The following is a 24,523-nucleotide window of genomic DNA, read 5'->3' on the forward strand; positions in this document are numbered from 1 at the left end:
CCTTTGCGGTGGTCGAGCCGAAGTCGATCCCCATCACACAGGATTTCATCTGGTCCTCCTCCGGGTGCAGCCTGCTACTGGTAAGTGTAACTCACCTGTGGGCGGCGTCAAGGTTTGCGAAGAAATTCGTAGGGCGGGGTAGAGGCGGGCAAGGGCGTCATAAGCGAGGCTTACATATTTTATGCACCCTTGCTCAATACAGCAATCGGGGCAGGAACAAGCTGATTGCCGGAAAAACCGCCAGGATGAAGATGCGGATGATATTGGCCATTGCGAAGGGGACGATGCCCCTTATGATCTGAGTGAGCGGGACATCCCGGGCGATGGTGCGAACTACGAACAGATTAACCCCCACCGGCGGCGCAATCATCCCCAGTTCGCACAATACTACCACCAATACCCCGAACCATACCGGGTCATAACCAAGCCCTATCACGATCGGGAAAAACAGCGGCACCGTCAGCAGGATCATCGACAGCTCCTCCATCAGCGCACCCAACACGATGTAGATTCCGCAGATCAGCAGGACCACACCCACCGGAGGCAATCCCGAGTCGTTAACAAAGTTCAGCAGACCCTCGTGTGCGCTGGTGTAGTTCAGGAACTCGGTAAAGACCGAAGCTCCGACCAGCATCGCGATCAGCATGGCCGAGGTCAGGGCCGAATCGACCAAGATCTCATAAAGTATTCTCCAACTCAGCCGGCCCATCGACCACGCCAGCAAGAACGCTCCGAATGCGCCGATCCCCGAAGCTTCGGCCGCGGTAAAAAAGCCGCCGTATATTCCCCCGATCACCAGTAAGAAAAGGGCGCAGATCGACCAAATACGCTTGAGGGAATCGACTTTCTCGACACGGTCGGCGCGTTCGGCGACCGGCGCGCTTTCGGGGCGCCGCCATACTGTCCAGCGCACCGCCAGCACATAGCCGATCAGCCCCAGGATACCGGGGATGAACCCCGCGACATAAAGCATCCCGATATGGGTCTCGGTCATGATGCCGTAGATCACCAGCATGATCGAGGGCGGGATGATGATGCCCAGTGTCGCCCCCGCCGCGACCGATGCGGTGCTTAGCTGGTCAGCGTAATGGTACTTGCGCATTGACGGCAGCGCTACCTTGCCGATGGTCACAACCGTTGCAACGCTGGATCCGCAGACTGCAGCAAAGCCGCCGCAGGACATTACCGTGGCCGTGGCCAACCCGCCGCGGCGGTGGCCGAACCAGGCCTGCGCCGCGCGATACAGATCGCCCGAAATCCCGGCCCCGGCGACGAAATTTCCCATCAGGATGAACAGCGGAATCACCACCAGCCCATAGGACATGGTGCTTTCGCGCGCCATCAACGCCAGCATTGAGCCGGCCTGGTTCCACCCCACGATATAGCCGAAGCCGACGTAGCCGGTCACGCCCAGCGCGATGGCGATCGGCACCCGCAGGAAGATCAGCAGCAACGAGGCGAAGAATCCGATACCGGCAAGCAACATGGCGGTCGCGCCCCTTTTTTTGATGTCAGAGAATGCTGTTTCTAGGGTCCGCCGCCTTGGCTTGTGTCCGTAGCACCCGCGGCAGATCCCGCAGCGGCAGCAGAAAGCACAGCGCCCCAAACCCGGCCAGCACCGCCACCGCATAAAGCACCGGCGCAATCGGTATTCCCAAGCTTGCGGTGACGTCATTGTAGCGCGCCGAGCGCTCGGCCATCAGCCACATCCGCCACGCGATCAGGGCAAAGAACCCGCAACCCAGACCCGCCGTCAGCAGCAGTTGCAGCGCATCGAGGACGCGGCTTTGGAAAACATCGGCAACATCGGCCACGATATGACGCTGCTGGACTGCGACAATGGGAAACAGCAAGAAGCTGAGAATGACCAGCCCGATCTCGGTCAGTTCGGTCGCGCCGCGGATGGGGTGGTTGAGGATGTTGCGGCCGATCACGTCGAACAACGTCAGCATCATCAGGGAAAAGATTAGCACCGCTGCAGCGATGGCCACCAATCCTTGAAAAAGGCGCATCCTCTCCCCCTCCGTCAGGATGCCCGGCGCATGGCTCCCCGAAATCGGGCTCCTCCTCCGATCCGGCCAGTGCGCTGGGCTATGTTAAGCATATTGTTATGTAGCGTATGGTACCGTCAAGCAATGTGTAGCACTGACGTCACCGAATATCCGATGGGATGGAAACGCCCCGCCAAAGGCGGGGCGGTCAGTGTCACATTGAGCAGTCCGCCGGGGGCGGCATGTAGTCCGCGGCAGGGATGATCGTCTTGATCTCGTAGTCGACCACCTTGCCGCTGTCGGGCGCGGCGGGCACCACCTCGGCAAAGATATAAGGTCGGGTCAGTTGGTGATCCTCGGCGCGCATTTCCAGCGGACCAACCGGGCTGTCGATCACCAGACCTTCGAGCGCCGTGGACACGGCCGAGGCATCTTCGGTGCCGGCCTTGTTCATCGCCTGCGCCAGCGCGATCATCGAGACATACATGTCGAAGGCCACGTCGTCCGGGTCATGCCCGGCAATTTTGGCGAACGCATCCGCGAACTTGCGGACTTCCTGATCCTCGACCTGCGGAATGTAGCTGACGTTTTGGATGACGCCCAAAGCAGCTTCTCCCATCGCGGGCAGCACGGCTGGAATGGCGAAGTTGTTGCCAAGCACGACATCGTATTTGTCCAGCAGTCCGAACTGTTGCTGCTGCTTGGCAAAGGTCACGGCGTCCGAGCCATAGATGATTGCAAGCAGCCCCTTGGCCGGCTCTTGATTCAGTTGCGTGATATAGGTGCCAAAATCGGGAGTGGGCACTGGGGTAAACAACTGCTTGTGGACCACGCCGCCAAGTTCCTTGACGTCCTCTGCGAAGGATTCGGCATTGTCATGGCCGGAAGTGGTATCGCCGGCGATCGTATCCCATGATTCCACCGGGTTCTGCGCAAGGAAGGCCTTGTAACTGGCCCCCAGCATCTCGCTGGACGCCTTGATGCGGAAATAGTTCTGGTTGCAGCGCGGAACCGCGGCGGAAAGCGGGTCGATGATGATTGTGTCCAGCGCTGTTGCCCTGCCTGAAATCGCCAGCGCCACGGCAGTGGGGATCATGCCGGTGATTGCCGCGACGTTATCATTCTTGACCAGGCGGGTGGCGGTCTGCAAGGCAGCTTCGGGTGTGCCGGAGTAGGTCATCGATACCAGTTCGACCGGCCGGCCGTTGATACCGCCAGCCTCGTTGATTTCGACCACCGCGGTTTCCAGCCCGGCTACTGAATACTGATAAAAGGCCGCAAGGGGCCCGCTGTCGATCATCAGCGCACCGACCTTGACCGTGTCCTGCGCCCATGCGGCCCCGGCTGCTGCCGAAAGCGCCGCTGCCGACAGAGCGACTGCTGCAAGTTTCATTCCATACTCCTCCTCTGGAACATTAATGGGTGTCGCGGGCGTGTCAGCTTGCGGCGGTCGCGCCCGATGTGTTCAGTTCTGCATAGCCGCCACGGATCACTACGACGTCGCGGTCGGGGACCTCGGCCTGAAACCGGACCTGCGGGCCGTCGATCCATAGCTTGACCAGCAATCGGTCCCCGCCAAAGACCGGAGCCGTGAAGCGGGCGCCGATGCGGGCCAGGCGAGTGCTGTCGTAATTGCCCGCTACCCCGAGCACCGCCTGGCAGCAAAAGCCAAAAGTGGACAGGCCGTGCAGGATAGGGCGGCCAAAGCCCGCGCGCCGCGCCGCCTCGGGGTCGACATGGATGGCGACCATATCGCCGGACAGCCGATAAATCAGCGGCGTGGCTGGGTCGATATCCAGCGTCACCTGTCGGTCTGGGGCGCGATGGGGCATGTCGGCGAGTGACGGCAGCTCGATCCGTCCCTGACCCGGCGCAGGACCACCAAAACCGCCGTCGGCGCGAGCGAACTCGATCCGGCGCAGCTCGGCCAGCAACTCGCCAGCCCTAGTTTCGATGCGACGATCCATCACCAGCAGCGCGCCGCGGTCGGCCCCCAGGTCGAAAACTTCGCTGAAGCGGGTTTCGCAGCGGATTTCCGCCAAGACGGGCAGCGGTCGGTGCAGGGTAAGATGCTCTTCGCCATGAAGAAGGCCGCTGATGGTCAGTCCCAGTCGGGGGTCACTGCTCCAATCAGTATTCTCTCCCAGCACCGTGGCGAAGGTGGGCGAGACCTGCAAATCCCGTTCATAGACATAGCGCAGCAGCTCGGGATCCAGCGGATCGCGTCCGAAACCAGTGCCAAGTGCGTAAAGGATGCAGTCCTTGGGGCCATAGGTCTGCCGGCCTGCCGGAAAGTCGTGGTCCAGGATGTCGGGGTAGCGGATCGTCATGCCTTAACCATTTCGTGCCTGACCGGCGGCAGTTTGCTTCTATACCATACCGTAATATAGATTATTATACTGTCAATCATTCGAATGTGCCGCAGGCCCGGCTACAGCGCCCGCGAGATTAGCTCGCGCATGATTTCCGAAGTGCCGCCATAGATGCGGTGGATCCGCGCGTCGGCATACATGCGGCAGATGTCGTATTCGCGCATGAAGCCATAGCCGCCGTGCAGTTGCACGCACTGATCGACGATGCGTCCTTGCATTTCGGTAAGCCACAGCTTGGCCATCGAAGCTTCTGCGGCATTTAACTGGCCGTTGACATGGCGACCGATGGACTGATCTGCAAAGGCCCATCCGATGGTCAGCTCGGTCTTCATATCGGCCAGCTTGTGGCGATTGACTTGAAAGTCGCCGATCGGCTTGCCGAAGGCTTTGCGCTCGAACGCGTAAGCCACGGTGATGTCGTAGGCGCGTTGCGCGGCGGCCAGCGCGGTTACGCCGATGGTCAGCCGTTCCTGCGGCAGTTCGGACATCAGGATGTTCATGCCGCGACCCTCGCCGCCCAGCAGGTTGTCCGCCGGAACTCGCACGTCGTCGAAAAAGATTTCCGAAGTGTCGGCCGAAAGCTGTCCAAGCTTGTCGAGGTTGCGGCCTCGGCGGAACCCTTCACGGCTGGTTTCGACCACGATCAGGCTCATCGAGCCCGAGCCGCGTTCGGTGCTGGTGCGCGTCACCGCGATCACGATATCGCAATGCTGGCCGTTCGAGATAAAGGTCTTTTGCCCATTGACCACATAGTCGTCGCCGTCGCGGGTCGCGGTGGTGCGCACGCCCTGAAGGTCTGACCCGGTCCCGGGTTCGGTCATTGCGATTGCGCAGACCACTGACCCGTCAACCATCCCGGGCAGCCAGCGTGCCTTTTGTTCAGGGGTGCCGTGCTGGATCAGATAGCCTAGGCAGACATCCGAATGGACCGAGATGTCCGCAGCCGGCCCGGCAAAGCCGGAATACGCCATCTCTTCGCAGACCACCATGTTCATGCGGAAATCGGCGCCGATGCCGCCGTACTCTTCAGGAACGGTGGGGCAAAGCAGCCCGGCCTCACCTGCCTTGGACCAGAATTCGCGTGCGACGATGCCCGTTTCTTCCCAGTGGGCGAAGTTCGGAGCGACCTCGGTTGCAACAAAGCGGCGCACGGTATCGCGCAGTTGCTGGTGATCCTCGTCGTAGATCGCGCGATTGGGCAGCATGAGCCTTGCCTCCTCCGAAATGCTATTTAGTAATGTAGCATATCATACGAAAGAGTGCCGTAAAGCAGATTCGACTGCGACACAGGTTTGCGCCCGGGGTCCAGACCTTCAGTATTGCACCGCGGCCCGGCCGATGCGGCTGCGGGCGATGATCTGCTTCATTACCCCGGCGGTGCCATCGCCGATCTGCAAGCCCAGCACGTCGCGCATCCGCTGTTGATGGGGGCTGTCGGTGACATAGCCGTAATGCCCCTCGGTCAAAAGTGCCTGATGGATCGCGTCAAAGGCAACCTTGGGCCCGAACCACTTGCACATCGCGGCTTCGGCGGTGTGGTCCTTGCCGGCCTCGCGCAGTTGCAGCGTGTGCCACGCCAACTGCCGCGCCGCCGTGACCAGCGTGTCGTGGTCGGCCAGCGGCCCGGACACGTTCTGGAACTGCCCGACGGGTCGCCCGAACGCTTCGCGCGTGCGGGCATAATCCCATGCCTCGTCCAAGGATGCCTGCGCGGCGCCGCAGCATTCCAGCGCGATCAGGGCGCGGGAATAGTCGAATCCCTGCATGACCTGCGAAAACCCTCCGCCCTCGTCGCCAAGCATATATTCGGCCGGCACCACCACATCCTCAAAGAACACCGAGCCGCGGGCGATCTGCCGGCAGCCCATGTCGTCAAAGCTGGTGGTGGCGATCCCCGCCACGCCTTCGGGGATGAAGAACGCCGAAATTCCGCGCGCTCCGCTGTCGACCGGACCGGTGCGGGCAAAGACCAGGTGGATGTCGGCCTCGGTCGCGAAGGTGATCGAGGTCTTTTCGCCGGTCAGCACATAGTCCGAGCCGCGCTTGCGAGCGCGCAGCTGGATGTTGGCCGCGTCCGAGCCGCCGCGGGGTTCGGTCAGGCAGATCGACATGATCTTTTCGCCGCGGACCATCTGCGGCACCCATTCCTCGACGATGGCGCGCGGCGCATGGCGCAGCAGGATTGCCGCGTTCAGCGACACGTTCACCGGAACCTGGCTGATCGAAAAATCGCCGTAGCCCATCGCCTCGGCGATCAGCCCGACCATGATCGAATCGGTGCCCAGTCCGCCCAGGTTCTCGGGCAGATCTGCACCCAGAAAGCCCAGCCTGCCAAGTTCGCGGATCAAGTCGCGGTCCAGCCCGCCGTGCTTTTCACGGGCGATATAGCCGGGTTGCAGCGTCTCGCGGGCAAAGCGCATGGCCATGTCGCGTATAGCCTGTTGCTCTTCGGTGAAAAGCATTGTCCGAATCCCCCCAGTGCTCGCCCAGCAGTTTGTAGTGCTTGAATATATTATGCAAGCGAACAATAATCTCGGCTTGTAGTGTGTTGGCGCTGGTGGCACAACATAAGCTTGGATATCATGTGATCTTGAACCTGGTCGAGAGTTCGGTTTTCGCACACAGGCAACTGCATATTTCCATGACAAAGGCTTCCCCATGAACGAGAAAGACACTGGCATCATCGACAAATCAGGCCGCGCCAGCAGCGATCTGCGGATCGGCTATTTCGTGCATGACGTTTCGCGCCTGCGGCGCACCCTGTTCGATCAGAAGATGAAGCCGCTGGGCGTGACCCGCTCGCAATGGTGGGTATTGGCGCAGCTGGGCCGGTCGGAAAAGACCCTTGGCGAGCAGGGGATGTTGCAGACCGAACTGGCGAATGTTCTGGACGTGGGCAAGGTGACCGTGGGCGGCCTGATTGATCGGCTCGAAGCTGGAGGTTTTGTGCGCCGGATGCCTTGCGCGAACGACCGCCGCGCGAAGCGGGTGGTGGTGACCGAGGCGGGTCGGGCTACACTGCGACAGATGCAAAGCGTCAGCCAAGAGCTCAACGCTTTGATCCTGAATGAAATACCCAAAGAATTCATTCCGGTGGCCGAAGAGGTTCTGGCCAAAATGAAAGCCAACATCATGCGAGAACTGCATGGGAATACCGCGGGCAGCGAATATCTTGCCGAGGAAGAACTTTAAGAAGCGCCGCAGGTTTGCTCTTTTCTTAAGCCAGCATGAATAAGTTGGGGGGGCTTATGCCCATTTCTGAGCTTTTGACGGAAGTTTCCGACGAGGGTTGGGCGGTTTTGCGCCTGAACCGGCCAGAGCGGCTCAACACGCTTTCGGTTTCGCTGCGCAAGGCGCTTATCGCCGAAGTGGCGCGGCTCGAGGCGGATCCGGCGGTGCGGGTTCTGATCCTGACTGGAACCGGGCGGGCATTTTCCGCGGGGCTGGAGGTCTCGGAATGGGGCAGCGCTGGCGCGGCAGCGGCGGGTGCATGGAAACACGACCCCGTGGCGGCGCTGAGGGGTTTCTCGGGCCTGGTGATCGGAGCGATCAACGGGCTTTGCGTGACCGGCGGGCTGGAACTTGCGCTGGCGTGCGACCTGTTGATCGCCGCAAAGGGCGCGCGCTTTGCCGATACTCATAGCCGGGTCGGGCTGCTTCCGGGGTGGGGCGGTTCGGTTCGGCTTGCCGAACGCGTGGGGCTGGCCCGGGCCATGGAACTGGCGCTGACCGCGCGGTTCCTCTCGGACCAAGAGGCGCTGGATTGGGGCCTTATCAACCATCTGGTCCCGCCCGAGACGCTGCTGCCCACCGCGCTTGACCTTGCCGCGCAGAGCTTGGCGGCCCCCCCAGGTGGCGTCGAAGCGTATAAGGAGTTGCTGCGCAAAGGTGCCGGCGTTTCGTTTGACGGCGCGCTGGAGATTGAACGTGAAACCGCAATTGCCGTTAATTCCCGCGTAAGTGCGGCAGAAATCCAGATGCGAATTGCCGCCCTGCGCGGGCGGGGCTGACGGGGACGACAGCTCTCTGCGCGGGTGGATGATGATTCCGCGCAGACAACCTGCCGGCGATCAGCCCTCCGGCGCCTGCTTGCGCCCGCGTAGATAATCCAGGTAGGGCGTCGGCCAGTGGGTCTCGAACTGCCCAGACCCGGCGATGCCGTCCAGCGTCGCGGCGCAGCCGGCCTCGGTGATAGTGATCGGATTCCGCTTGGAACTGGGAAAGCGGATTGCAGAAAACGTCTCGAACCGCAGTTCCAGCGGCTGTTCCGCGCCATAGTCGATGCTCATCGTCGCGGCGTTCTGGATCATCTCGGCATCGTATTCGGTGTGGTCGCGGATCGCGGTGATCGGGCTGACCTTGCCGTCCCGGGCCACATAGCCGGCCACCCCGCGCTCACCGCCCGCGATCCAGATCCACCCGTTCATGGTGATGGCACCGTCGGGGGTATAGGCCGCCAGCCATTTCCAATGCTGCGGCATCCCCCATTCGCGCAGGCCCCAGGAATGGTCGCGGTGCCCGATTCGTCCGTCAAGCGACACCCGGCGCCCGTCGATCTCGAGCCAGCCCTGCAAAATTCCACTTTGCTCGATACGATTTGCGGCCATCCATCCGGGCAGGCCGTCGGCGTTGGCATGATAGCTGAAAGGCTCGTGTAGTCCGGAAAAGTTGAAATCCAGTTTCAGCCGTGCACCCTCATAGGCGATTGTCGAGCGTTGGGCATGAATGTCCTGATGCAGCGTCAGGCCCGCAATGCTAACCGACGAAAAGTCACTGTCGTCGGGAACGGTGTCGGAATAAAAATCCACCACCTCGGGGGTGATGCCTTCGCCCCACAGGCAGACGTTGCAGCCGGCATTGCCGTCGTCGGTCGCGAAAAAATAGACCTGAAGGCAAAGCTTTTCGTCGGCCATGCTGACCTGCCAGAACAGCGAATCGCGCATTTGCCCCCCCGGAGCGGGTTGATGGCGCAGGTCGTCCTGGGGGCGCGCCAGCTTGGCAAGTTCGGGGTCCAGCTTGTGCAGGTAGCGGGCGTTGGGCATGCTGCCTATCCTTTGTCGAGATCGGATTTCTGTCTGGGACGAGCCGGTTGCGGCTCGTCCCTTTGGTCAGGACTCAGAATTCAAAGGTCGCGCTCAGGTGCAGCCGGGTGTTGTCGACCGTCTGGCTGTTGAACTGCTTCCGCTTTTCCCAGATGACCTCACCGCCCAGTGCGACGTTGTCCATCAGGTTGTACTTGCCGCCGACATGCACCGACTGGAGCTTGCGGGTGTCGGTGACACGCTCACCAGCGAACGAGTCGTATTTCTGCGAGCCATATGCCGCAAGCACTGACAGGTCCGGGCGGACCTTGTGGCTGATGGCAAAGTTGTAACCATCCATCTCGACCGCATTGCCAGCAGCATCAACGTCGAAGAAGGTCTGCGTCGCCGGTGCGGTGACCTGCTGACCTGCCCCCCCGCTGAAGCCCATGATCGAGGAAATCCCCTCGCCACGCGTGTAGCTGGCCTGCAACAGCCCGCCTTCCCACGGCTTGAGCGTGGCACCGATATTCGCGCCCCAGCCGGTGACAGTGCCGGCGCCGTGATCGAGCTTGCGGTTGATATACGCGACGCGAATGCTGCCCATGTCCATCTTGTGGCTTGCTGCCAGGGCAAACGCGGGCCGATCAGCATAGGTCTTGTAGTCTTCTTCGATCGAGGCAGTGATGTTGCTGCCCGTGCCGAAATCCTGCGAATAGCGGATCAGCGGCACACGGAAGCTGGCCGGACCCGCGGGGCCGTTGAAGTCCCAGACCGCCGGCGCTTCGTTCAGCACCGAAAACGTCGACCAGGTCTGACCCAGGGTCCAGTTGCCCAGTTGACCGTAGGCATGCCGGATCCGCAGGTTGTTGTTCGCCCCGAAGAAGTCAGCCTCGATGTTGAAGCGCAGCTTGCCGTAATCAGTATCCTGCTCGGCGCGGAAGCCGAAAAGCGTCTGATAGGCGTGGATTTTCTGGGCGTTGTCCTTTGCCGTGCTAGCAAGAATGCCCGTCAGCCCCCCGGTCGTCGGACCCAGGGCGTAGTTGTTGTCCATCACCGCATCGACCTTGACCTTGCCGTAAAAGGTCAGCTGCATGCCGTGGCGGTTCGTGATCTGCGTCGGCTCTTGCTCTTTCGCTTCGAGCGCCGCGATACGTGCTTCAAGCTGGGAAAGCGTTTCAGCCTGGGCGCTGGCAGCCAGCGACGAGGATGCGGCAATCAGACCCACCGCGATTGCGGTGGAGGGTCGGTAGTTTCCGAACATCAGTTCCTCCCAAAATGTCGCGCACCGAGTTTCGGCGCACACGAGGACGTTACATGCAAAGCTGATAGTAACCAAGCGACTTATATGCGGATGTCACGATATGCTTGCATAAAAACCACTATCGCATTGATGGCGTGACATCCCGCTGGGGAAACAGGGCGCAGTCCGGTGCCTTCCGGGTGCACATCCTGGTTAACAGGGGTGCGGGAAACTGTGCCTCGACCGGATCAAGTCGGGGCTGACTCCATCTCGTCCAGCGCCGGTGCAACTGCCGGCGCCAGTGCGGCGCGCCCACGATCCAGCACGATCACGTCGCGTTCGACCACCCGGGCGCGAAAGCGGACTTCGCCGGGGTCAGCGTCGAAAATCTCGGTCTCAATGGTTTCGCCTGGATAGACCGGCTGCGAGAACCGCAGCGAAAGATGTCGCAGGCGTCCCGGCTCGTTCGGGCACAGGGCCGAAATCAGTGCCCGGCAGGCGATACCCATGGTGCACAGACCGTGCAGGATCGGCCGGTCGAATCCGGCCTGCCGTGCCACCTCGGGGCTGGCATGCAGCGGGTTCAGGTCGCCGCTCAACCGATACAGCAGCGCCTGCTGCGGCAGAGTGGTGTGGCGCAGAACGCGGTCCGCGGGGCGTTGCGGCAGGGACGACAAGGCGGGTTCGGGGGTGCCGAACATACCGCACCCGCCGTCGCCGCGCAGCAGGTAGGTGGAGCTTACCCGCGCGATAGGCTGGCCCGTAGCGTCGGCCAGATCCTTGCGCAGATATAGCCAAGCTCCCTTGTCTGCGCCCCGGTCGACGACACCGGTAACGCGATAATCCGCGCTGATCTCGCCCTCGGGGGGCAGGGGGCGCAGGATGTCGAACCGCTGCTCTGCGTGCAGCAGTTGGCGCCAGTTCATCTGGAATTCGGGCCGCTGCACCCAAAGTCCCGGATGTGCCAGGATATTCACCATCGAAGGGACTGCGCGCAGATCCTGCTCATAGGTAAAGCGCAGCTCGTCCGCACTCACCGGGTCGCTGCCGTAGCCTAGTCCAAGTGCGTACAGGATGCTGTCTTTTTGAGAATAGCTCTGCCGGGTCCGATCGAAGCGGAAGCGGCGCAATGCGTCTATATCCATTCGTTTCTCGTCAATTGTTCCGACGTGCCAGATGGTCGGCGCTGGCCCCAAGAAAGCCGCGGCAATGCGCGTCAGTGTCGTAATAACGATCCTCGCCACGTTGCCGCGACAGCACATAGAAAACGGCCGTTTTCCAGGCAACAAAAGCGGCGAACCATTCCAGATCTGCTAGCACCCGGCCGGTGCGGGCGGTGTAACGGTCGAGCAGCTCGGCAATCGGCGGAAAATCGGCCTGATAAAGCGCCCGGCCCAGATCCTGCAAGGGTGTGCGAGTAATTCCCGGCGCAGGATAGGCAATCATGAAATAGCCCAGATCCAGACGCGGATCGCCGGTAGTGCTGAGTTCCCAATCCAGCACGGTTGCCAGACGGGGCGGCAGGTCTGGCGTCCACATCAGATTGCCCAACCGGAAATCGCTGTGGACAATGCATTGCCGGGCCGCATCAGGCACCCGATCGTCCAGCCGGTCCGCCATGGCACGCAAGGCTTGACCCTCCTGTCCGTCAAGCCCGTCGATCAAGCCGCGTATCATGGCGAAATGCGACCGGTTTGCCTGGGGATCGTTCAGCGGACGCGATGTGACCAGAGCTGCGTCGAGGCCGTGCAGATCGGCCAGCGCATCGATCATCGCGTGGGCCATGCCGTTTGGGTCTTGCCGCAGCGGCTCGGGCAGGTCGCCGGACACTACGATGCCGGAAACATGCTGCATCACATACAGTGGCACGTCCAGCGCCTCGCCGGCCTCGGCCATCGCAAGCACTTGCGGCGCAAGTGCACCCGCCGTGTTGAGCTTGGTGATATGGCGCGCCTCCCGCAGCACATCTGGCGCATTCTTCCGAATGACTGGCTGGTGACGCAGGATCAGTCGCGAATCGCCCAACTCGACCAGAGAGGTGATGTTGGAATGCCCGTCGCCGATGATCTTCACCACCGGCTGGCTGTCATGGGGCACCAGCTTGCGGGTCTTGAGCCACGCGAGCATGCGCTCACGTTCGGGTTCGGTCCAGCTCCACTCCATCTTTGTGTCCTGTCTGCAGGTTATGTGCGCGGCAGGTGGGCCGGCCGGGGTTTTGACTGCTTGCATATTATGATGCAAAGAACATAGTTCAAGCCAATTGTTATGCTTGTGTATAGTATGCGATAGTGCATACTCCCCCTGCATCTGAGGAGGCAGCATGGCCAACAGATCTATCCAAAGCACCGGCGCTTACCTGCCATTGCTGCGATTCGAGCGAAAGTCCGCGCGTGCTGAACTGAGTTGGGCGGGGCTGGGCGGCAACGGCCGGGGTCGACGCGCAGTGGCAGGCTGGGACGAGGATGCCCTGACGCAGGCGGTCGAAGCTGCCCGAGAGGCGGCTTTGCCCGTGGGCGAGGCGATTGCGAGGGTGGTTTTCGCTTCGACATCCTCGGCCTTCTCGGACCGTTCTCAATCCGTCCTGTTGTCCCAGGCGCTTAACCTTCCTCGCGATGTCGAAACCGTCGATCTGGCAAATTGCCGCCGTTCCGCCGTGTCCGCCCTGCTGCACGCCCTGCGCGGTGCAGAAGGGGCCGAACTGATCGTGGCCGGAGAAAAACGTGCCACCCAGCCGGGCAGTGCCGCGAACCTGACTTGGGGTGACGGGGCAGGGGCGGTCGTCGTGAGCAACGGCCCCGGCGTTGCGCGGCTGCTTGGGGCGGGTCGGGTCAACCTTGATCTGTTGGACAGCTATACTTCGGTCGCGCGCGGATTTCCTTATCTCGCCGAGGATCGGTTTGTCCGTGACGTCATGCTGTCCGAAGCCCTGATTCCAGCCGCACAGGCCGCGTTGGCGGACGCTGGCTTGCAGGCTAGTGATGTGGTGCTGGCCGTGGTGCCAGAGCCGGTGTCGGGGCTATATGCCGCCGCTGCCCGAAAGCTGGGCCTGACCGCACCGAACATGATCGAGCGGCTGGGGGCCGAAGCGGGTGAGCTTGGCGCCGCCGCCCCGCTTTTCGGACTGGCGATGGCGCTGGAGCAGGCCGAGCCGGGGCAGATCGTTCTGCTGGCGGGTTGTGGCAATGGCTGTGACGTGTTGCTGCTTGAGGTGACGGGCAAGACCCGGCGCCGCCCTGCGCATCAGGCGCTGGACGAAGGCGCACCGCTGACCAATTATTCCCGCCTGCTGTCCCTGACCGGCGGCATCCAGCTTGACTGGGGACCGCGCGCCGAGGTGAACCAGAAGGTCTCGGCCAGCGTGCTGGTGCGTCACGGGCGCGAGATGCACGGCTTTATCGGCGGTCGCGATCAGGGCGGCAACGTGCAGTTCCCCAAGACTCCGTTTCCGGTCAATCCGGCGCTGTCCGAGCCCGGCCGCTACGAAGATGTCATCCTGCGTGACGAGCCTGCGCGCGTGGTTTCGATCACCGCGGACCGCCTGAATTTTACCCCTGACCCGCCGTTTTATTTCGGGCTTGTGCAGTTCGAGAACGGCGCCCGCGTGGTGATGGAGCATTGCGACGCCAAGGGCGTGGCCCCAGAGGTCGGTGCGCCTGTGCGGATGCGGTTCCGCATCAAGGCCATCGACCGGCAACGGCAGTTCCGCAGCTATTTCTGGAAGGCTGCGCCGCTGGAGCGGCCGCAGCTTGCAGCAAAGGAGTAAACCCATGGCGCAAGGTATCCGCGACAAGGCCGTCATCCTCGGCATGGGCTGCACCCGTTTTGGCGAGCGGTGGGACATGAGCTCGGACATGCTGATGGCCGAGGCCTTCGGCGAGGCGCTGGCCGACGCTGGCATCAGCCGCGACCAGATCGGCGCGGCCTGGCTTGGCTCGGCGCTGGACGACGTGAACGTCGGCAACTCGGCCATTCCGCTGGCCACGGCGCTGCGGCTGCCGTCAATGCCGGTCACCCGTGTGGAAAACATGTGCGCGACCGGGACCGAGGCGCTGCGGGCCGCGACCTATGCCGTGGCCTCGGGGGCGGTGGACATCGCGCTGGCGCTGGGCGCCGAAAAACTGAAGGATACTGGCTTTGGCGGCCTGCCGATCCGCACCAAGGGCTCGGTCAACGACCTGTGGATGCCCTATGGCTCGGCGCCCGGAACCTTTGCGCAGCTGGCCGGTGCCTATGCGGCGCGCTATGGCATCGACGCCGTCGATCTCAAGCGGGCGATGGCGCATGTGTCGTGGAAATCGCACCAGAACGGGGTTCATGCCGAAAAGGCGCATCTGCGCAAGGCGGTTTCGATGGAAACCATCCTGAACGCCCCGATGATTGCCGACCCGCTGGGGCTTTACGATTGCAGTGGCGTTTCCGACGGCGCGGCGGCCGCGATCATCTGCACGCCCGAAATCGCCCGCAGCCTGTCCAGGGACGCGCTGGTCTCGGTCAAGTCGGTGCAGGTTTGCGCCTCGAACGGGTGGGAAATGCAGTATGGCGAATGGGACGGCTCTTATGTGCGCAACACCAGGATCGCTTCGGGCCGCGCCTATGAGGAAGCCGGGATCACCGCCGCCGATCTCGGCCTGACCGAGGTCCATGACTGTTTCTCGATCACCGAGTTGGTGACGATGGAGGATCTGGGCCTGTCGCAGGATGGCCGCGCGGTGTTCGACGTGCTGGATGGCGCCTTTGACGCGGACGGGCGGGTGCCCTGTCAGACCGACGGCGGGCTCAAATGCTTTGGCCATCCTATCGGAGCCTCGGGGCTGCGCATGGCCTACGAGGTCTACACCCAGCTGAAGGGCCGCGCCGGTGTGCGCCAGCTGAAGAACATCGACTTTGGCCTGGCGCACAACCTGGGCGGCCAGCCGTCGAATTCGGTCGCGGCGGTGTCGGTGCTGGGCCGGCTCGAATAACAAGGGGAAAGCGCATGGCTGGGAAGTATTACGAAGAGCTCGAGGTCGGCCACGTCATTCATCATGACGTGCGCCGCACGGTCACCGATTGGGACAACATGCAGTTCTCGACGATGACCATGAACCCCGCGGCAATCCATATCGACCACGAATATTGCAAGACCACCGAGTTCGGCCGGCCGCTGGTCAACAGCGTCTTTACGCTGGGGCTGGTGGTGGGGCTTTCGGTCGGTGAAACGACGCTGGGCACCACCGTCGGCAACCTGGGCTGGGAAGAGGTCAGATTTCCTAAGCCGGTCTTTGCAGGCGACACCATCCGCGCCGAAACCGAGGTGCTGGCCAAGCGGGAATCGAAGTCGCGCCCGACGCAGGGCATCGTCACCTTCCTGCATCGCGGCCTGAACCAGCGCGACGAGGTGGTCTGTGAATGCAAGCGTCTGGCCCTGATGATGAAGCGCCCGGCATGAAGCTGACATCGCTGCTGTTCGTCCCCGCCGACAGCGAAAAAAAATACCGCAAGGCGCGCGAGACCGGGGCCGACGGGCTGATCCTCGATCTCGAGGACAGCGTGGCGCCCCCCAACAAGGATACCGCCCGCGCCATGGTCGCGGGCTGGCTGGACGAAGCCTCGGACGGCCCGGCGCTGTGGGTCCGCGTGAATGCGCTGGACACCGGGCTGACGCTGGCCGATCTGGCGGCAGTGGTGCGGCCGGGGCTGGCGGGGGTGATCCTGCCCAAGGCCAACGGCGGGCAGGATGTGGCGCAGGTGGGCCATTATCTGGATGCGCTGGAAGCCCGCGCCGGTCTGCCGGCGGGCGGCATCCGCATCATCGTGGTGGCGACGGAAACCGCGCAGGCGATGTTCAACCTTGGTTCCTACGCGCCCGCGCATCCGCGGCTGGCGGCCCTGACCTGGGGGGCCGAGGATCTGTCGGCGGTGGTCGGTTCCACCTCGAACAAGGGGACGGACGGCGACTGGTCGCAGCCCTACCAACTGGCCCGCAGCCTGTGCCTGATGGCGGCGGCGGCGGCCGAGGTGCCGGCGCTGGATACGCTTTACGCTGATTTCCGCAACGAAGCCGGGCTGCTCGAATCCTGCGGGGTATCGCGGCGCGACGGCTTTGCCGGGCGGCTGGCCATCCACCCGGCGCAGGTGGGCCCGATCAATCGCGCCTTTGCCCCGTCGGCCGAGGATCTGGCGCTGGCGGCCCGCATCGTCGCGGCCTTTGATGCGGACCCCGGGCTGGGGACGATCGGCATCGACGGCAAGATGTACGACATTCCCCATCTGAAACAGGCGCGGCGGACCCTCGCCAGTGTGCAGGAAGGATAACCATGTCCCAGACCACCACCCAATCCGCCGAGGAACTGGCCGAAACCCGCGCCGCTATCCGCGAGGGGGTGCGCGCCGTTGCCGCGGATTTCGATGCCGATTACTGGCTTGCCCGTGACGAAGATGGGGTGTTTCCCCGCGAATACCATCGCGCCATGGCCGATGCCGGCTGGCTGGGTATCACCATGCCCGAGGAATACGGCGGTGCGGGTCTCGGCGTGACCGAGGCCGCGATCATGATGCACGAGGTCGCCAGCCACGGCGGAGGCATGGCCGCGACTTCATCGGTTCATATCAACTTGTTCGGGCCGCATCCGATAGTGGTCCACGGCACCCATGAACAGAAATCCGAATGGATCCCGCGGCTGATCGCGGGCAGCGATCAGGTTGCGTTCGGCTTTACCGAACCCGATGCCGGGCTGAACACCACCCGCATCAAGACCTTTGCCGAAAAGGTGCCGGGCGGATATCGGGTGAACGGGCAAAAAGTCTGGACCTCGACCGGGCAGGTCGCCAACAAGATCATGCTGCTGACCCGCACCACCAAGTTCGAGGACTGCAAGCGCCCGACCGACGGGATTACAATCTTCTATACTGATCTCGACCGCAGCAAGATCGACGTGCAGCGCATTCCCAAGATGGGCCGCAAGGCGGTGGATTCGAACGCCATCTTCATCGACGATCTGTTCATTCCCGACGAACACCGGATCGGCGACGAGGGCAGGGGGTTCAGCTACATTCTCGACAGCCTCAACCCCGAGCGGGTGCTGATCGCGGTCGAGGCCATCGGCATCGGTCAGGACGCGTTGCGCCGGGCCACCCAATACGCCAAGGAACGCGTGGTCTTCGACCGCCCCATCGGCCAGAACCAGGCCATCCAGCACCCGCTGGCCGAACGCTGGATGTATCTGGAATCCGCCTGGCTGATGGCGATGAAGGCGGCCGAGCTTTACGACGCCGGCAAACCCTGCGGGGCCGAGGCGAACGCCGCCAAGTTTTTGGGCGCGCGCGCTGGCTATGAGGCTTGCGAGCGCGCCATCTTCACCATGGGCGGCTTTGGCTATGCCAAGGAATATCATGTCGAGCGGCTGTTCCGCGAGGTGGCGGTGACCCGCATCGCCCCGATCACCGAGCAGCTGATCTCAAGCTTCATCGCCGAGAAGGTTCTCGGCCTGCCGAAATCATACTGAGAGGGCTGTCATGACCAAGGCAATGGAAGGCAAGGTGGTCCTGGTAACCGGCGCCGGCCGTGGCGTCGGGCGCGGCATCGCGCTGGACATGGCACGGGCGGGGGCTGCGGTGGTAGTCAACGATCTGGGCGTGGCGCTGAGCGGCGCGACCGAAACCGGCCTCAGCCCCGCGCAGGAGGTCGTGGCCGAGATCGAGGCGATGGGTGGCCGGGCCGTCGCCGATGGTCATTCTGTCGCCGACTGGGACGCTGCTCAGGCGATGGTGCAGGCGGCGCTTGACTCGTTTGGCCGCATCGACGCGGTGGTGAACAACGCCGGCAACCTGCGCGACGTGCTGTTCCACCGCATGACCGAAGAAGAGTTCGATTCCGTCATCGCAGTCCACCTCAAGGGCAGCTTCAACGTCAGTCGCGCCGCTGCCCCGCATTTCAAGGAACAAGGTTCGGGCGCCTATGTGCACATGACCTCGACCTCGGGTCTGATCGGCAATCTGGGGCAGGCCAACTATACCGCCGCCAAGCTGGGTATCGTCGGCCTGTCCAAGGCGATCGCCATCGACATGCAGCGTTTTGGCGTGCGCTCGAACGCGGTGGCGCCTTTTGCCTGGACGCGCATGGTGTCCTCAATTCCCGACGACACGCCGGAGCAGAAAAAGCGGGTCGAGGGGCTGAAAAAGCTGGTTGCCGAAAAGATCGCGCCCTTTGTCGTGGCCCTGACCTCGGACGCGGGCAAGGATGTGACCGGCCAGATCTTCGGCGTGCGCAACAACGAGATCTACCTGTTTTCGCAGCCGCGTCCGATACGCACCGCGCATACGTCGGACGGCTGGACGCCGGAAACCGTGGCCGAGCGGGTCTTCCCGATGTTCCGCAACGATTTCTATCCGCTGCACAAGTCGGGCGATGTCTTCACCTGGGATCCGGTCTGATTGAACCGCCTGTTTCGAGCCAGTTCGCGTGCCGGCTCGTTCGGTGCCGACCTAGGAATGAGTAAACCCGGGCTTCGACGAACCCCCTGAGGATATCGCACAGATCGACAAATCAGGGGCGCTCGGCCTGTCGCCAGATGCTGTAGGCGCCCGAGGCGATGATGATTGTTGCGCCGCCCAGCGTCCAGAAGTCGGGGAACTGGTCAAAGACTAGTATCCCCCACAGGACGCTCCAGACCATCAAGGAATACTGGACTGGAGCAAGCGTGGCCGCTGCGGCCAGTGAAAATCCACGGATCAGCGCCAACTCGGCGCAACCGGCGGTAACCGCGAGGCCAAAAAGCATCAGCATATCGGAAAGGCTGGCCGGAACGGCCCCGACAACAGCCAGTCCGGCAGTCAGTGCCAAGGTCGTGATGAGTCCGGACCATGCAATCGTCGTGCGAAGCGGGTCCAGCCCCGCGAGGATGCGCGACAAGATCTGACGCAGCGCAAAGGCCGTCGCGCAAAGCAGGACGAGCAGCGTCGCGGGCTGGGCGATGCCTGCGCCGGGGCGCAAGACGATCAGCGTGCCCACCAGTCCGACCCCCACGGCGCACCAGCGCGGCAAGCTGACGTATTCGCCAAGCAACAGAGGCGCCAGTGCGGTGATCAGCAACGGTGCGACAAAAGTGACTGCTGTTGCATCGGCCAAGGGCAGGAAACGCAGCGCCGCCACGAAAGAGATGGTCGATACGATCGAGGTCACGCCGCGCAGGATCTGCAATCCTGGACGGCGCGACCGCAAAACCGACCGCCCACCGGCCCACAAGATGCCGATGGCGCCGGCAAAAAGCCCTGCTTGCCGCGCCCAGGCAACCTGAATCGGATGATAGCTCGTGGAAACCTGCTTGGTCAGAACGTCGCAGAGCGAGAACAGGAAAAAGGCGAGCAAGACCCAGTAGAAGCCTCTTGCCTGCTGGCCGCGCCCGTGCGGAGTGGCGGGGCTGAGGGGTATCGTCATCCAGCCTGCCCTTTGCCAGAAACGCGGTGCGTGCGACGTGTAAGGCGCCAGACTGTCATCCAAGGCCGAAGGTGGACGAAAGGCGCGGCAACAAGAGGTGCAGGAATCAATCCAGAAACCGTTGGCGCAGGGTGGCCAGCGCCGCCTCGTCCAGACCGATCTGCCGGCGCAGATAGCTATCGGGGGTCTGAATGCTGTTCAGGAACACGTCGAGATAGTCGGTTTCGACGTGGATGAACGGGCGCAGCGCGGGATTGTCCGCTGCCGCCACTTGGGGGTGTCTCAGTTGGAAGCTTGCGGCGATATCTCCATAGGCGTCGTTGCTGCGCAGATAGTCGCCCTCGATCGCCTCGCGTCCGACGCCAAGCGCGCTTAACAGCAGGGCGACCATGACGCCGGTGCGGTCCTTGCCAACGGCGCAATGGATATAGATCGGCCCGTCACTGGCCAGCAGGTCGGCGAAGACCGCCTGGAACGTCGGCTGGAAAAGATGGGGCAGTTCACGGTAAATCCGCAGCATCGTGGCGCGGTTGTCCATGGCATTGCCAGCGCCGTCACGCAGCATGCGGATCGGTGCGGCAAGGTCGATTTCATGCTGGCGGACCGGATGGCGCAGCCCAAGGCCGCGCAGGGCCGAGGGGCGCCTGGCCTCTTCATGCCGGTTGCGCAGATCGTAGACCGTGGCGATGCGCCGGTCGCACATCAGCAAGGCCGCGGTCGGGTCGGTGACGGCGCCGCCGCGAAAGATCATTCCCGGCCGGATCCTGCGTCCTTCATGGCCCGGCAGGCCTGCGACCTCACGGAAGTTCAGCAGCATACCGTATCCTCTCTGGAAACATGCATCGGGCAAGCCTGTCTGGCGGCGCTACGCAATTCGCGTCGGGTCGGAAGGCGAGCGCCAATAGCCGAATTGTGATTTCAAGGCGTCGGCTTCGTGATCCGTATCCTCATACATCAGAAAATATAAGCTAGCGAACTGTGTGCATGCAAGAAGAATCTTTATGCCGATGTCGCAGGAATGTGGTGAGCAGACCGAGGGTCTATCTTTTGCCGCCACCCGCAAGGACGCAACCGGATGCCGTATTGACTGCAAGCGTATAGTTGGCTAGCGATTTAGTTCTTGGAGGTGTGGGTGTTCAGGATTTCACCGCAGGGAACTGCGGCGCCTTCGGATACCGGCCATCAAGGATTTTTCGCTTGGGAGGAGCGGAATGATACCCACATTGATCCTGAACGCGCTGGCAGTTTCGTCGCTTTATATCATGATGGCCAGCGGGCTGGCGCTGATTTTCGGCCTGCGGCGGGTGATGAATTTCGGCCATGGCGCCATCTACATGGTGGGCGCGTATCTGGGCTACACTATCGCGTCGGGCATGAACTTCTGGGCGGCGCTGTTGATCGTGCCGCTGTTGATGGCCGGCTTGGGGGTGCTGCTGGAACTGGCGGTGCTGCGGCCGCTGGAAAAACGCCAGCAGATCGAGGTGGCGCTGATCACCTTTGGCATCGGCATCGTGATCGCGCAGGTCGTGATTCGCATTTATGGCGGGATGCCGCTTTCGGTCACCGCGCCGCGGATGCTCGCGTCTTCGGTCAAGATCTTCGGGGCGGATTATCCGGTCTATCGCCTGTTTATCACCGTGGTCGGGCTATGTTCGGTCATTGCGCTTGCGGTCTGGCTGAACACCACCCGGACCGGCATGTTCGTCCGCGCCGTCAGCCATGCCCCTGACATCTCGTCGATGATGGGGATCAACGCCAACCGGCTGAGCCTGCTGATCTCGATGCTTTCGACCGCGTTTGCCGGGTTGGCGGGGGTTCTGGTCGGGCCTTACCTCTCGATTGATCCCGGCATGGACGTGGCGATGATCATCACCTGCATGATCGTGGTGGTGATCGGAGGCACCGGTTCGATCTGGGGGGCGATCTTCGCCGCGTTGATCCTTGGCTTCGTCCAGACCTTCGGCACCGTCTACCTGCACGAGATTTCCGTGCTGCTGCCCTATATAATGCTGGTCGGCATCCTGGTCTGGCGCCCGCAGGGCCTCAATTTCGGAGTAAGCGCGGAATGACCAGCGTTCCCCTGTCCCCCCGCTCGGCCTCGTCGCTGCGCTGGCCCGTCCTGGGCGGTCTCGCGCTGGCGGTCTTTCTGGCCGGGTTCCTGTTGCCGGGCTATCTACAAGGCGGATATCTGCAATCGCTGCTGAACAACGGGCTGATCACTGGCGTCATGGCGCTGTGCGTTGCCTTCATCATGCATCAATGCGGCCTCGTGCTGTTCGGTATCGCTGCCTATTATGGGCTTGCAGCCTATGCCTGCGCCATTCTGATCAACAGCTTCGGGCTTTCCGCGATGGCTGCCGCCGGAGGCGCGCTGCTCGTGACGCTGACCGCCGCCTTTCTGGTCGGGGCCATCGTCATCCGTGTAAAGCCGCTGGCCTTCATGATGATCTGTCTGTCCCTGGCCGAACTGATGCGCCATCTCGTTGCGTTGCCCAGCCTGCGCCGGACCACCGGCGGCAGCGACGGTCTGCTGTTCATGCCCGAGGGGCGGGTGCTCGGCATCGATGCGATGGACCTGCTGGATACCGCGCAGGTCTGGCCGCTGATCTGGACCGCCACCTGGGTGATCGCCGGCCTGTTCCTGATTGTTGCCTCGTCGCATTTCGGGGTCCGCTTGCGCGCGATCAAGGAAAACGAGGAACGCATGCGGTTTTCCGGGTTCGACACCTATTGGCCGAGAGTCTTTGCCTTTACCGGCGTCGGGCTGGCCGCGGGTATTGCCGGGGTGATCCAGGCGCTGGCCAGCGGTCTTGCCTCACCCGAGATGTTCAGCATCATCACCTCGACCAACGCCCTGCTGGCGGCGATTACCGGCGGCGTGTCCTCGGTCATCGGGCCGGTTGCAGGTGGGGTCATCTACACTTGGGCAATCAGCGAATTCGGGGCGCTGGGCTATTCGCAGCTGTTCACCGGCATCGCCGTGATCCTGGTCATGCTGTTCATTCCCAAGGGCATCCTGCATCCGCTCCGGCTGCTGCGCCGGAAAGGGGGGCGGGCATGATCCGCGTTGAAAACCTGACGGTCGCCTATGGCGCCTTCAAGGCGCTGAACGACATCTCGGTCGATCTGGGCCAGCGCGGGCAGGTCCATTCCATCATCGGGCCGAACGGGGCCGGCAAATCCACCTTCATGGATGCGGTTGTCGGCAAGCGCCGTCCCAGCGCCGGGCGCATCTTCTACAAGGACCGCGACATCAGCGGCGACAGCATCCAGCGGCGGCGCAAGAACGGCATGGCGCGGTCGTTCCAGAAAACCTCGATCTTTCCGGGGCTGACGATCCTTGAACAGCTCGATCTGGTCGCGGCGCATCTGAACGAACCCGACCTTGGCGCCATCATCGACACGATGGACCTGCGCGAGGTGCTGCATCTTGAGGCTGCCCGCGCCGCCTACGGCGTCCAGCGCCGGGTCGATGTGGCGCTGGGGCTGATCGGGATGCCCGACATCCTGCTGCTGGACGAACCCGGCGCCGGGCTGTCGGCCGAGGAAACCGCCAATCTGTTCAGGCATCTGCGCAAGCTGGCAGCCGAACGCGATATCGCCGCCGTGGTGGTCGAACATGATGTCGAGGCAGTGTTTGCGCTGTCCGACGTGGTGACCGTGCTTGACCTTGGCCGCCATCTTGCCACCGGCACGCCCGCCGAGATCCGCGCCAACCCGCAGGTCGTCGCCGCCTATCTGGGGACCGCAGCATGAGCTTTCTGGAAATCTCGGACCTGACCGCAGGCTATGGCAAGGCCACAATCCTGCGCAACCTGTCGCTGTCGGTCGATCGCGGCGAATCGGTGGGGATCGTCGGGCGCAACGGCGCCGGCAAATCGACGCTGCTGCTGTCGATCTTTGGCCAGACCCGCGTCTTCGGCGGCGAGATCCGCGTCGCCGGCACCCGCACCGATACCCTGCCGGCCTATCGCGCCGCGCATCTGGGGGTGTCGTTTTCCCCGCAGGGGCGGATGGTCCTGCCAAACCTGACCGTGCAAGAAAACCTGTGCATGAGCCTGGCCACCAACCGCAAAGGTGACTGGACGCTGGAAGGGGTCTTTGACCTGTTTCCGGTGCTGCGCGAACGCGCCCGTGCGCCGGGCATGGCGCTGTCGGGGGGGCAGTTGCAGATGCTGGCCATCGGTCGGGCGCTGATGGCCAACCCCGAGGTGCTGGTCCTGGACGAACCTACCGAGGGGCTTGCCCCTGTGCTCGTCGACGTGCTGACCGAAGCGCTGCTGAAGGTGCGCGCCAGCGGCACCGGCATTCTGGTGGTCGAACAACATCACGCGCTGATCCGTGCGGTGACAGATCGTTTCGTGGTCATGGCCAAGGGCGAGATAAGGGGCGGCGGCGCCAGCGCCGACATGGCGGCCGAGGAAAACGCCCATCTGTTCGAGCTGTAGGCATCTGGCCCTAGCCGTGACCTGAAGAAGTTG

Annotated in this window: 24 protein-coding genes; 12 read left to right on the forward strand and 12 right to left on the reverse strand. The window is 62.8% G+C overall.

Features of this window, described 5'->3' with window-relative positions:
- Positions 1–193: 193 nt before the first annotated feature.
- The 6 genes from BLW83_RS14365 to BLW83_RS14390 form a co-directional block, all read right to left on the reverse strand.
- Positions 194–1,486 carry a TRAP transporter large permease gene (locus BLW83_RS14365; protein ID WP_090848928.1) on the reverse strand — a complete coding sequence of 431 codons (1,293 nt, stop codon included), beginning with the start codon at positions 1,484–1,486 and terminating at the stop codon, positions 194–196.
- Positions 1,487–1,511: 25 nt separating this feature from the next.
- Entirely contained in the window at positions 1,512–1,991 is a 480-nt protein-coding gene (locus BLW83_RS14370) for a TRAP transporter small permease (RefSeq protein ID WP_177172586.1), read from the reverse strand.
- Positions 1,992–2,205: 214 nt separating this feature from the next.
- Positions 2,206–3,384 carry an ABC transporter substrate-binding protein gene (locus BLW83_RS14375; protein WP_090848934.1) on the reverse strand — a complete coding sequence of 393 codons (1,179 nt, stop codon included), beginning with the start codon at positions 3,382–3,384 and terminating at the stop codon, positions 2,206–2,208.
- A 43-nt stretch (positions 3,385–3,427) separates the two neighbouring features.
- Complete coding sequence (locus tag BLW83_RS14380) at positions 3,428–4,321, reverse strand: MaoC/PaaZ C-terminal domain-containing protein (RefSeq protein WP_090848936.1); 894 nt, start codon at positions 4,319–4,321, stop codon at positions 3,428–3,430.
- Between the two features lie 101 nt (positions 4,322–4,422).
- On the reverse strand, positions 4,423–5,568 hold the full coding sequence (locus tag BLW83_RS14385; protein WP_090848938.1) for an acyl-CoA dehydrogenase family protein: 1,146 nt from the start codon (positions 5,566–5,568) through the stop codon (positions 4,423–4,425).
- 108 nt (positions 5,569–5,676) lie between these two features.
- Positions 5,677–6,825 carry an acyl-CoA dehydrogenase family protein gene (locus tag BLW83_RS14390; RefSeq protein ID WP_090848941.1) on the reverse strand — a complete coding sequence of 383 codons (1,149 nt, stop codon included), beginning with the start codon at positions 6,823–6,825 and terminating at the stop codon, positions 5,677–5,679.
- 196 nt (positions 6,826–7,021) lie between these two features.
- Here BLW83_RS14390 and BLW83_RS14395 point away from each other — a divergent pair, with 196 nt between their 5' ends.
- Both BLW83_RS14395 and BLW83_RS14400 read left to right on the forward strand, forming a co-directional pair.
- Complete coding sequence (locus BLW83_RS14395) at positions 7,022–7,555, forward strand: MarR family winged helix-turn-helix transcriptional regulator (RefSeq protein ID WP_090848943.1); 534 nt, start codon at positions 7,022–7,024, stop codon at positions 7,553–7,555.
- Between the two features lie 56 nt (positions 7,556–7,611).
- Positions 7,612–8,373: an enoyl-CoA hydratase-related protein gene (locus BLW83_RS14400; RefSeq protein WP_218139143.1), complete on the forward strand. Its 762-nt coding sequence runs from the start codon at positions 7,612–7,614 to the stop codon at positions 8,371–8,373.
- Positions 8,374–8,433: 60 nt separating this feature from the next.
- Here BLW83_RS14400 and BLW83_RS14405 read toward each other — a convergent pair whose 3' ends face one another.
- The 4 genes from BLW83_RS14405 to BLW83_RS14420 form a co-directional block, all read right to left on the reverse strand.
- Positions 8,434–9,405, reverse strand: coding sequence for a DUF7064 domain-containing protein (locus BLW83_RS14405; RefSeq protein WP_090848947.1), 972 nt, complete (start codon positions 9,403–9,405; stop codon positions 8,434–8,436).
- 73 nt (positions 9,406–9,478) lie between these two features.
- Positions 9,479–10,648, reverse strand: coding sequence for a DcaP family trimeric outer membrane transporter (locus tag BLW83_RS14410; protein ID WP_090848949.1), 1,170 nt, complete (start codon positions 10,646–10,648; stop codon positions 9,479–9,481).
- A gap of 227 nt (positions 10,649–10,875) precedes the next feature.
- Complete coding sequence (locus tag BLW83_RS14415; RefSeq protein WP_090848951.1) at positions 10,876–11,772, reverse strand: MaoC/PaaZ C-terminal domain-containing protein; 897 nt, start codon at positions 11,770–11,772, stop codon at positions 10,876–10,878.
- Between the two features lie 10 nt (positions 11,773–11,782).
- Positions 11,783–12,790 carry a phosphotransferase family protein gene (locus BLW83_RS14420; RefSeq protein WP_177172588.1) on the reverse strand — a complete coding sequence of 336 codons (1,008 nt, stop codon included), beginning with the start codon at positions 12,788–12,790 and terminating at the stop codon, positions 11,783–11,785.
- A 490-nt stretch (positions 12,791–13,280) separates the two neighbouring features.
- Between BLW83_RS14420 and BLW83_RS14425 the strand changes: the two genes are divergently transcribed.
- From BLW83_RS14425 to BLW83_RS14450, 6 genes are read left to right on the forward strand one after another with little or no spacing between them, the layout of a single operon-like run.
- Positions 13,281–14,390, forward strand: coding sequence for a hypothetical protein (locus BLW83_RS14425; protein WP_177172589.1), 1,110 nt, complete (start codon positions 13,281–13,283; stop codon positions 14,388–14,390).
- Positions 14,391–14,394: 4 nt separating this feature from the next.
- Positions 14,395–15,588, forward strand: a complete 1,194-nt coding sequence (locus BLW83_RS14430; RefSeq protein ID WP_090848957.1) for an acetyl-CoA acetyltransferase — start codon at positions 14,395–14,397, stop codon at positions 15,586–15,588.
- A gap of 14 nt (positions 15,589–15,602) precedes the next feature.
- The gene (locus tag BLW83_RS14435) at positions 15,603–16,055 is read left to right on the forward strand and encodes a MaoC family dehydratase (RefSeq protein ID WP_090848959.1); all 453 of its coding nucleotides are present in this window, start codon (positions 15,603–15,605) and stop codon (positions 16,053–16,055) included.
- Positions 16,052–16,921, forward strand: coding sequence for an HpcH/HpaI aldolase/citrate lyase family protein (locus BLW83_RS14440; protein ID WP_090848961.1), 870 nt, complete (start codon positions 16,052–16,054; stop codon positions 16,919–16,921). The genes BLW83_RS14435 and BLW83_RS14440 overlap by 4 nt, the downstream gene beginning before the upstream one ends.
- 2 nt (positions 16,922–16,923) lie before the next feature.
- Positions 16,924–18,111, forward strand: a complete 1,188-nt coding sequence (locus BLW83_RS14445; protein ID WP_090848963.1) for an acyl-CoA dehydrogenase family protein — start codon at positions 16,924–16,926, stop codon at positions 18,109–18,111.
- A gap of 10 nt (positions 18,112–18,121) precedes the next feature.
- Complete coding sequence (locus tag BLW83_RS14450; protein ID WP_090848965.1) at positions 18,122–19,039, forward strand: SDR family NAD(P)-dependent oxidoreductase; 918 nt, start codon at positions 18,122–18,124, stop codon at positions 19,037–19,039.
- A 112-nt stretch (positions 19,040–19,151) separates the two neighbouring features.
- Here the strand turns inward: BLW83_RS14450 and BLW83_RS14455 are convergent, their stop codons facing one another.
- Both BLW83_RS14455 and BLW83_RS14460 read right to left on the reverse strand, forming a co-directional pair.
- The gene (locus BLW83_RS14455) at positions 19,152–20,042 is read right to left on the reverse strand and encodes a DMT family transporter (RefSeq protein ID WP_090848967.1); all 891 of its coding nucleotides are present in this window, start codon (positions 20,040–20,042) and stop codon (positions 19,152–19,154) included.
- 106 nt (positions 20,043–20,148) lie between these two features.
- A complete protein-coding gene (locus tag BLW83_RS14460; RefSeq protein WP_090848969.1) occupies positions 20,149–20,859 on the reverse strand; it encodes a tyrosine-protein phosphatase in 711 nt (236 codons plus the stop codon).
- Between the two features lie 394 nt (positions 20,860–21,253).
- Here BLW83_RS14460 and BLW83_RS14465 point away from each other — a divergent pair, with 394 nt between their 5' ends.
- The 4 genes from BLW83_RS14465 to BLW83_RS14480 are packed head-to-tail and all read left to right on the forward strand — an operon-like array spanning position 21,254 to position 24,490.
- Positions 21,254–22,111, forward strand: a complete 858-nt coding sequence (locus BLW83_RS14465) for a branched-chain amino acid ABC transporter permease (RefSeq protein ID WP_090848971.1) — start codon at positions 21,254–21,256, stop codon at positions 22,109–22,111.
- Positions 22,108–23,103, forward strand: coding sequence for a branched-chain amino acid ABC transporter permease (locus BLW83_RS14470; RefSeq protein ID WP_090848973.1), 996 nt, complete (start codon positions 22,108–22,110; stop codon positions 23,101–23,103). The genes BLW83_RS14465 and BLW83_RS14470 overlap by 4 nt, the downstream gene beginning before the upstream one ends.
- Positions 23,100–23,798, forward strand: coding sequence for an ABC transporter ATP-binding protein (locus BLW83_RS14475; RefSeq protein ID WP_090848975.1), 699 nt, complete (start codon positions 23,100–23,102; stop codon positions 23,796–23,798). Before BLW83_RS14470 ends, BLW83_RS14475 begins: the two co-directional genes overlap by 4 nt.
- Positions 23,795–24,490 carry an ABC transporter ATP-binding protein gene (locus tag BLW83_RS14480; RefSeq protein WP_090848977.1) on the forward strand — a complete coding sequence of 232 codons (696 nt, stop codon included), beginning with the start codon at positions 23,795–23,797 and terminating at the stop codon, positions 24,488–24,490. The genes BLW83_RS14475 and BLW83_RS14480 overlap by 4 nt, the downstream gene beginning before the upstream one ends.
- Positions 24,491–24,523: the final 33 nt, after the last annotated feature.

This window comes from Paracoccus alkenifer (assembly GCF_900108405.1).
GTDB lineage: Bacteria > Pseudomonadota > Alphaproteobacteria > Rhodobacterales > Rhodobacteraceae > Paracoccus > Paracoccus alkenifer.

What these genes read in the sequence shown, in the direction of transcription:
- BLW83_RS14365 (WP_090848928.1), bottom strand. Translation starts at nt 1,486, where the DNA reads ATGTTGCTTGCCGGTATCGGATTCTTCGCCTCGTTGCTGCTGATCTTC.
- BLW83_RS14375 (WP_090848934.1), bottom strand. Translation starts at nt 3,384, where the DNA reads ATGAAACTTGCAGCAGTCGCTCTGTCGGCAGCGGCGCTTTCGGCAGCA.
- BLW83_RS14380 (WP_090848936.1), bottom strand. Translation starts at nt 4,321, where the DNA reads ATGACGATCCGCTACCCCGACATCCTGGACCACGACTTTCCGGCAGGC.
- BLW83_RS14385 (WP_090848938.1), bottom strand. Translation starts at nt 5,568, where the DNA reads ATGCTGCCCAATCGCGCGATCTACGACGAGGATCACCAGCAACTGCGC.
- BLW83_RS14390 (WP_090848941.1), bottom strand. Translation starts at nt 6,825, where the DNA reads ATGCTTTTCACCGAAGAGCAACAGGCTATACGCGACATGGCCATGCGC.
- BLW83_RS14395 (WP_090848943.1), top strand. Translation starts at nt 7,022, where the DNA reads ATGAACGAGAAAGACACTGGCATCATCGACAAATCAGGCCGCGCCAGC.
- BLW83_RS14400 (WP_218139143.1), top strand. Translation starts at nt 7,612, where the DNA reads ATGCCCATTTCTGAGCTTTTGACGGAAGTTTCCGACGAGGGTTGGGCG.
- BLW83_RS14405 (WP_090848947.1), bottom strand. Translation starts at nt 9,405, where the DNA reads ATGCCCAACGCCCGCTACCTGCACAAGCTGGACCCCGAACTTGCCAAG.
- BLW83_RS14410 (WP_090848949.1), bottom strand. Translation starts at nt 10,648, where the DNA reads ATGTTCGGAAACTACCGACCCTCCACCGCAATCGCGGTGGGTCTGATT.
- BLW83_RS14415 (WP_090848951.1), bottom strand. Translation starts at nt 11,772, where the DNA reads ATGGATATAGACGCATTGCGCCGCTTCCGCTTCGATCGGACCCGGCAG.
- BLW83_RS14420 (WP_177172588.1), bottom strand. Translation starts at nt 12,790, where the DNA reads ATGGAGTGGAGCTGGACCGAACCCGAACGTGAGCGCATGCTCGCGTGG.
- BLW83_RS14430 (WP_090848957.1), top strand. Translation starts at nt 14,395, where the DNA reads ATGGCGCAAGGTATCCGCGACAAGGCCGTCATCCTCGGCATGGGCTGC.
- BLW83_RS14435 (WP_090848959.1), top strand. Translation starts at nt 15,603, where the DNA reads ATGGCTGGGAAGTATTACGAAGAGCTCGAGGTCGGCCACGTCATTCAT.
- BLW83_RS14440 (WP_090848961.1), top strand. Translation starts at nt 16,052, where the DNA reads ATGAAGCTGACATCGCTGCTGTTCGTCCCCGCCGACAGCGAAAAAAAA.
- BLW83_RS14445 (WP_090848963.1), top strand. Translation starts at nt 16,924, where the DNA reads ATGTCCCAGACCACCACCCAATCCGCCGAGGAACTGGCCGAAACCCGC.
- BLW83_RS14450 (WP_090848965.1), top strand. Translation starts at nt 18,122, where the DNA reads ATGACCAAGGCAATGGAAGGCAAGGTGGTCCTGGTAACCGGCGCCGGC.
- BLW83_RS14455 (WP_090848967.1), bottom strand. Translation starts at nt 20,042, where the DNA reads ATGACGATACCCCTCAGCCCCGCCACTCCGCACGGGCGCGGCCAGCAG.
- BLW83_RS14460 (WP_090848969.1), bottom strand. Translation starts at nt 20,859, where the DNA reads ATGCTGCTGAACTTCCGTGAGGTCGCAGGCCTGCCGGGCCATGAAGGA.
- BLW83_RS14465 (WP_090848971.1), top strand. Translation starts at nt 21,254, where the DNA reads ATGATACCCACATTGATCCTGAACGCGCTGGCAGTTTCGTCGCTTTAT.
- BLW83_RS14470 (WP_090848973.1), top strand. Translation starts at nt 22,108, where the DNA reads ATGACCAGCGTTCCCCTGTCCCCCCGCTCGGCCTCGTCGCTGCGCTGG.
- BLW83_RS14475 (WP_090848975.1), top strand. Translation starts at nt 23,100, where the DNA reads ATGATCCGCGTTGAAAACCTGACGGTCGCCTATGGCGCCTTCAAGGCG.
- BLW83_RS14480 (WP_090848977.1), top strand. Translation starts at nt 23,795, where the DNA reads ATGAGCTTTCTGGAAATCTCGGACCTGACCGCAGGCTATGGCAAGGCC.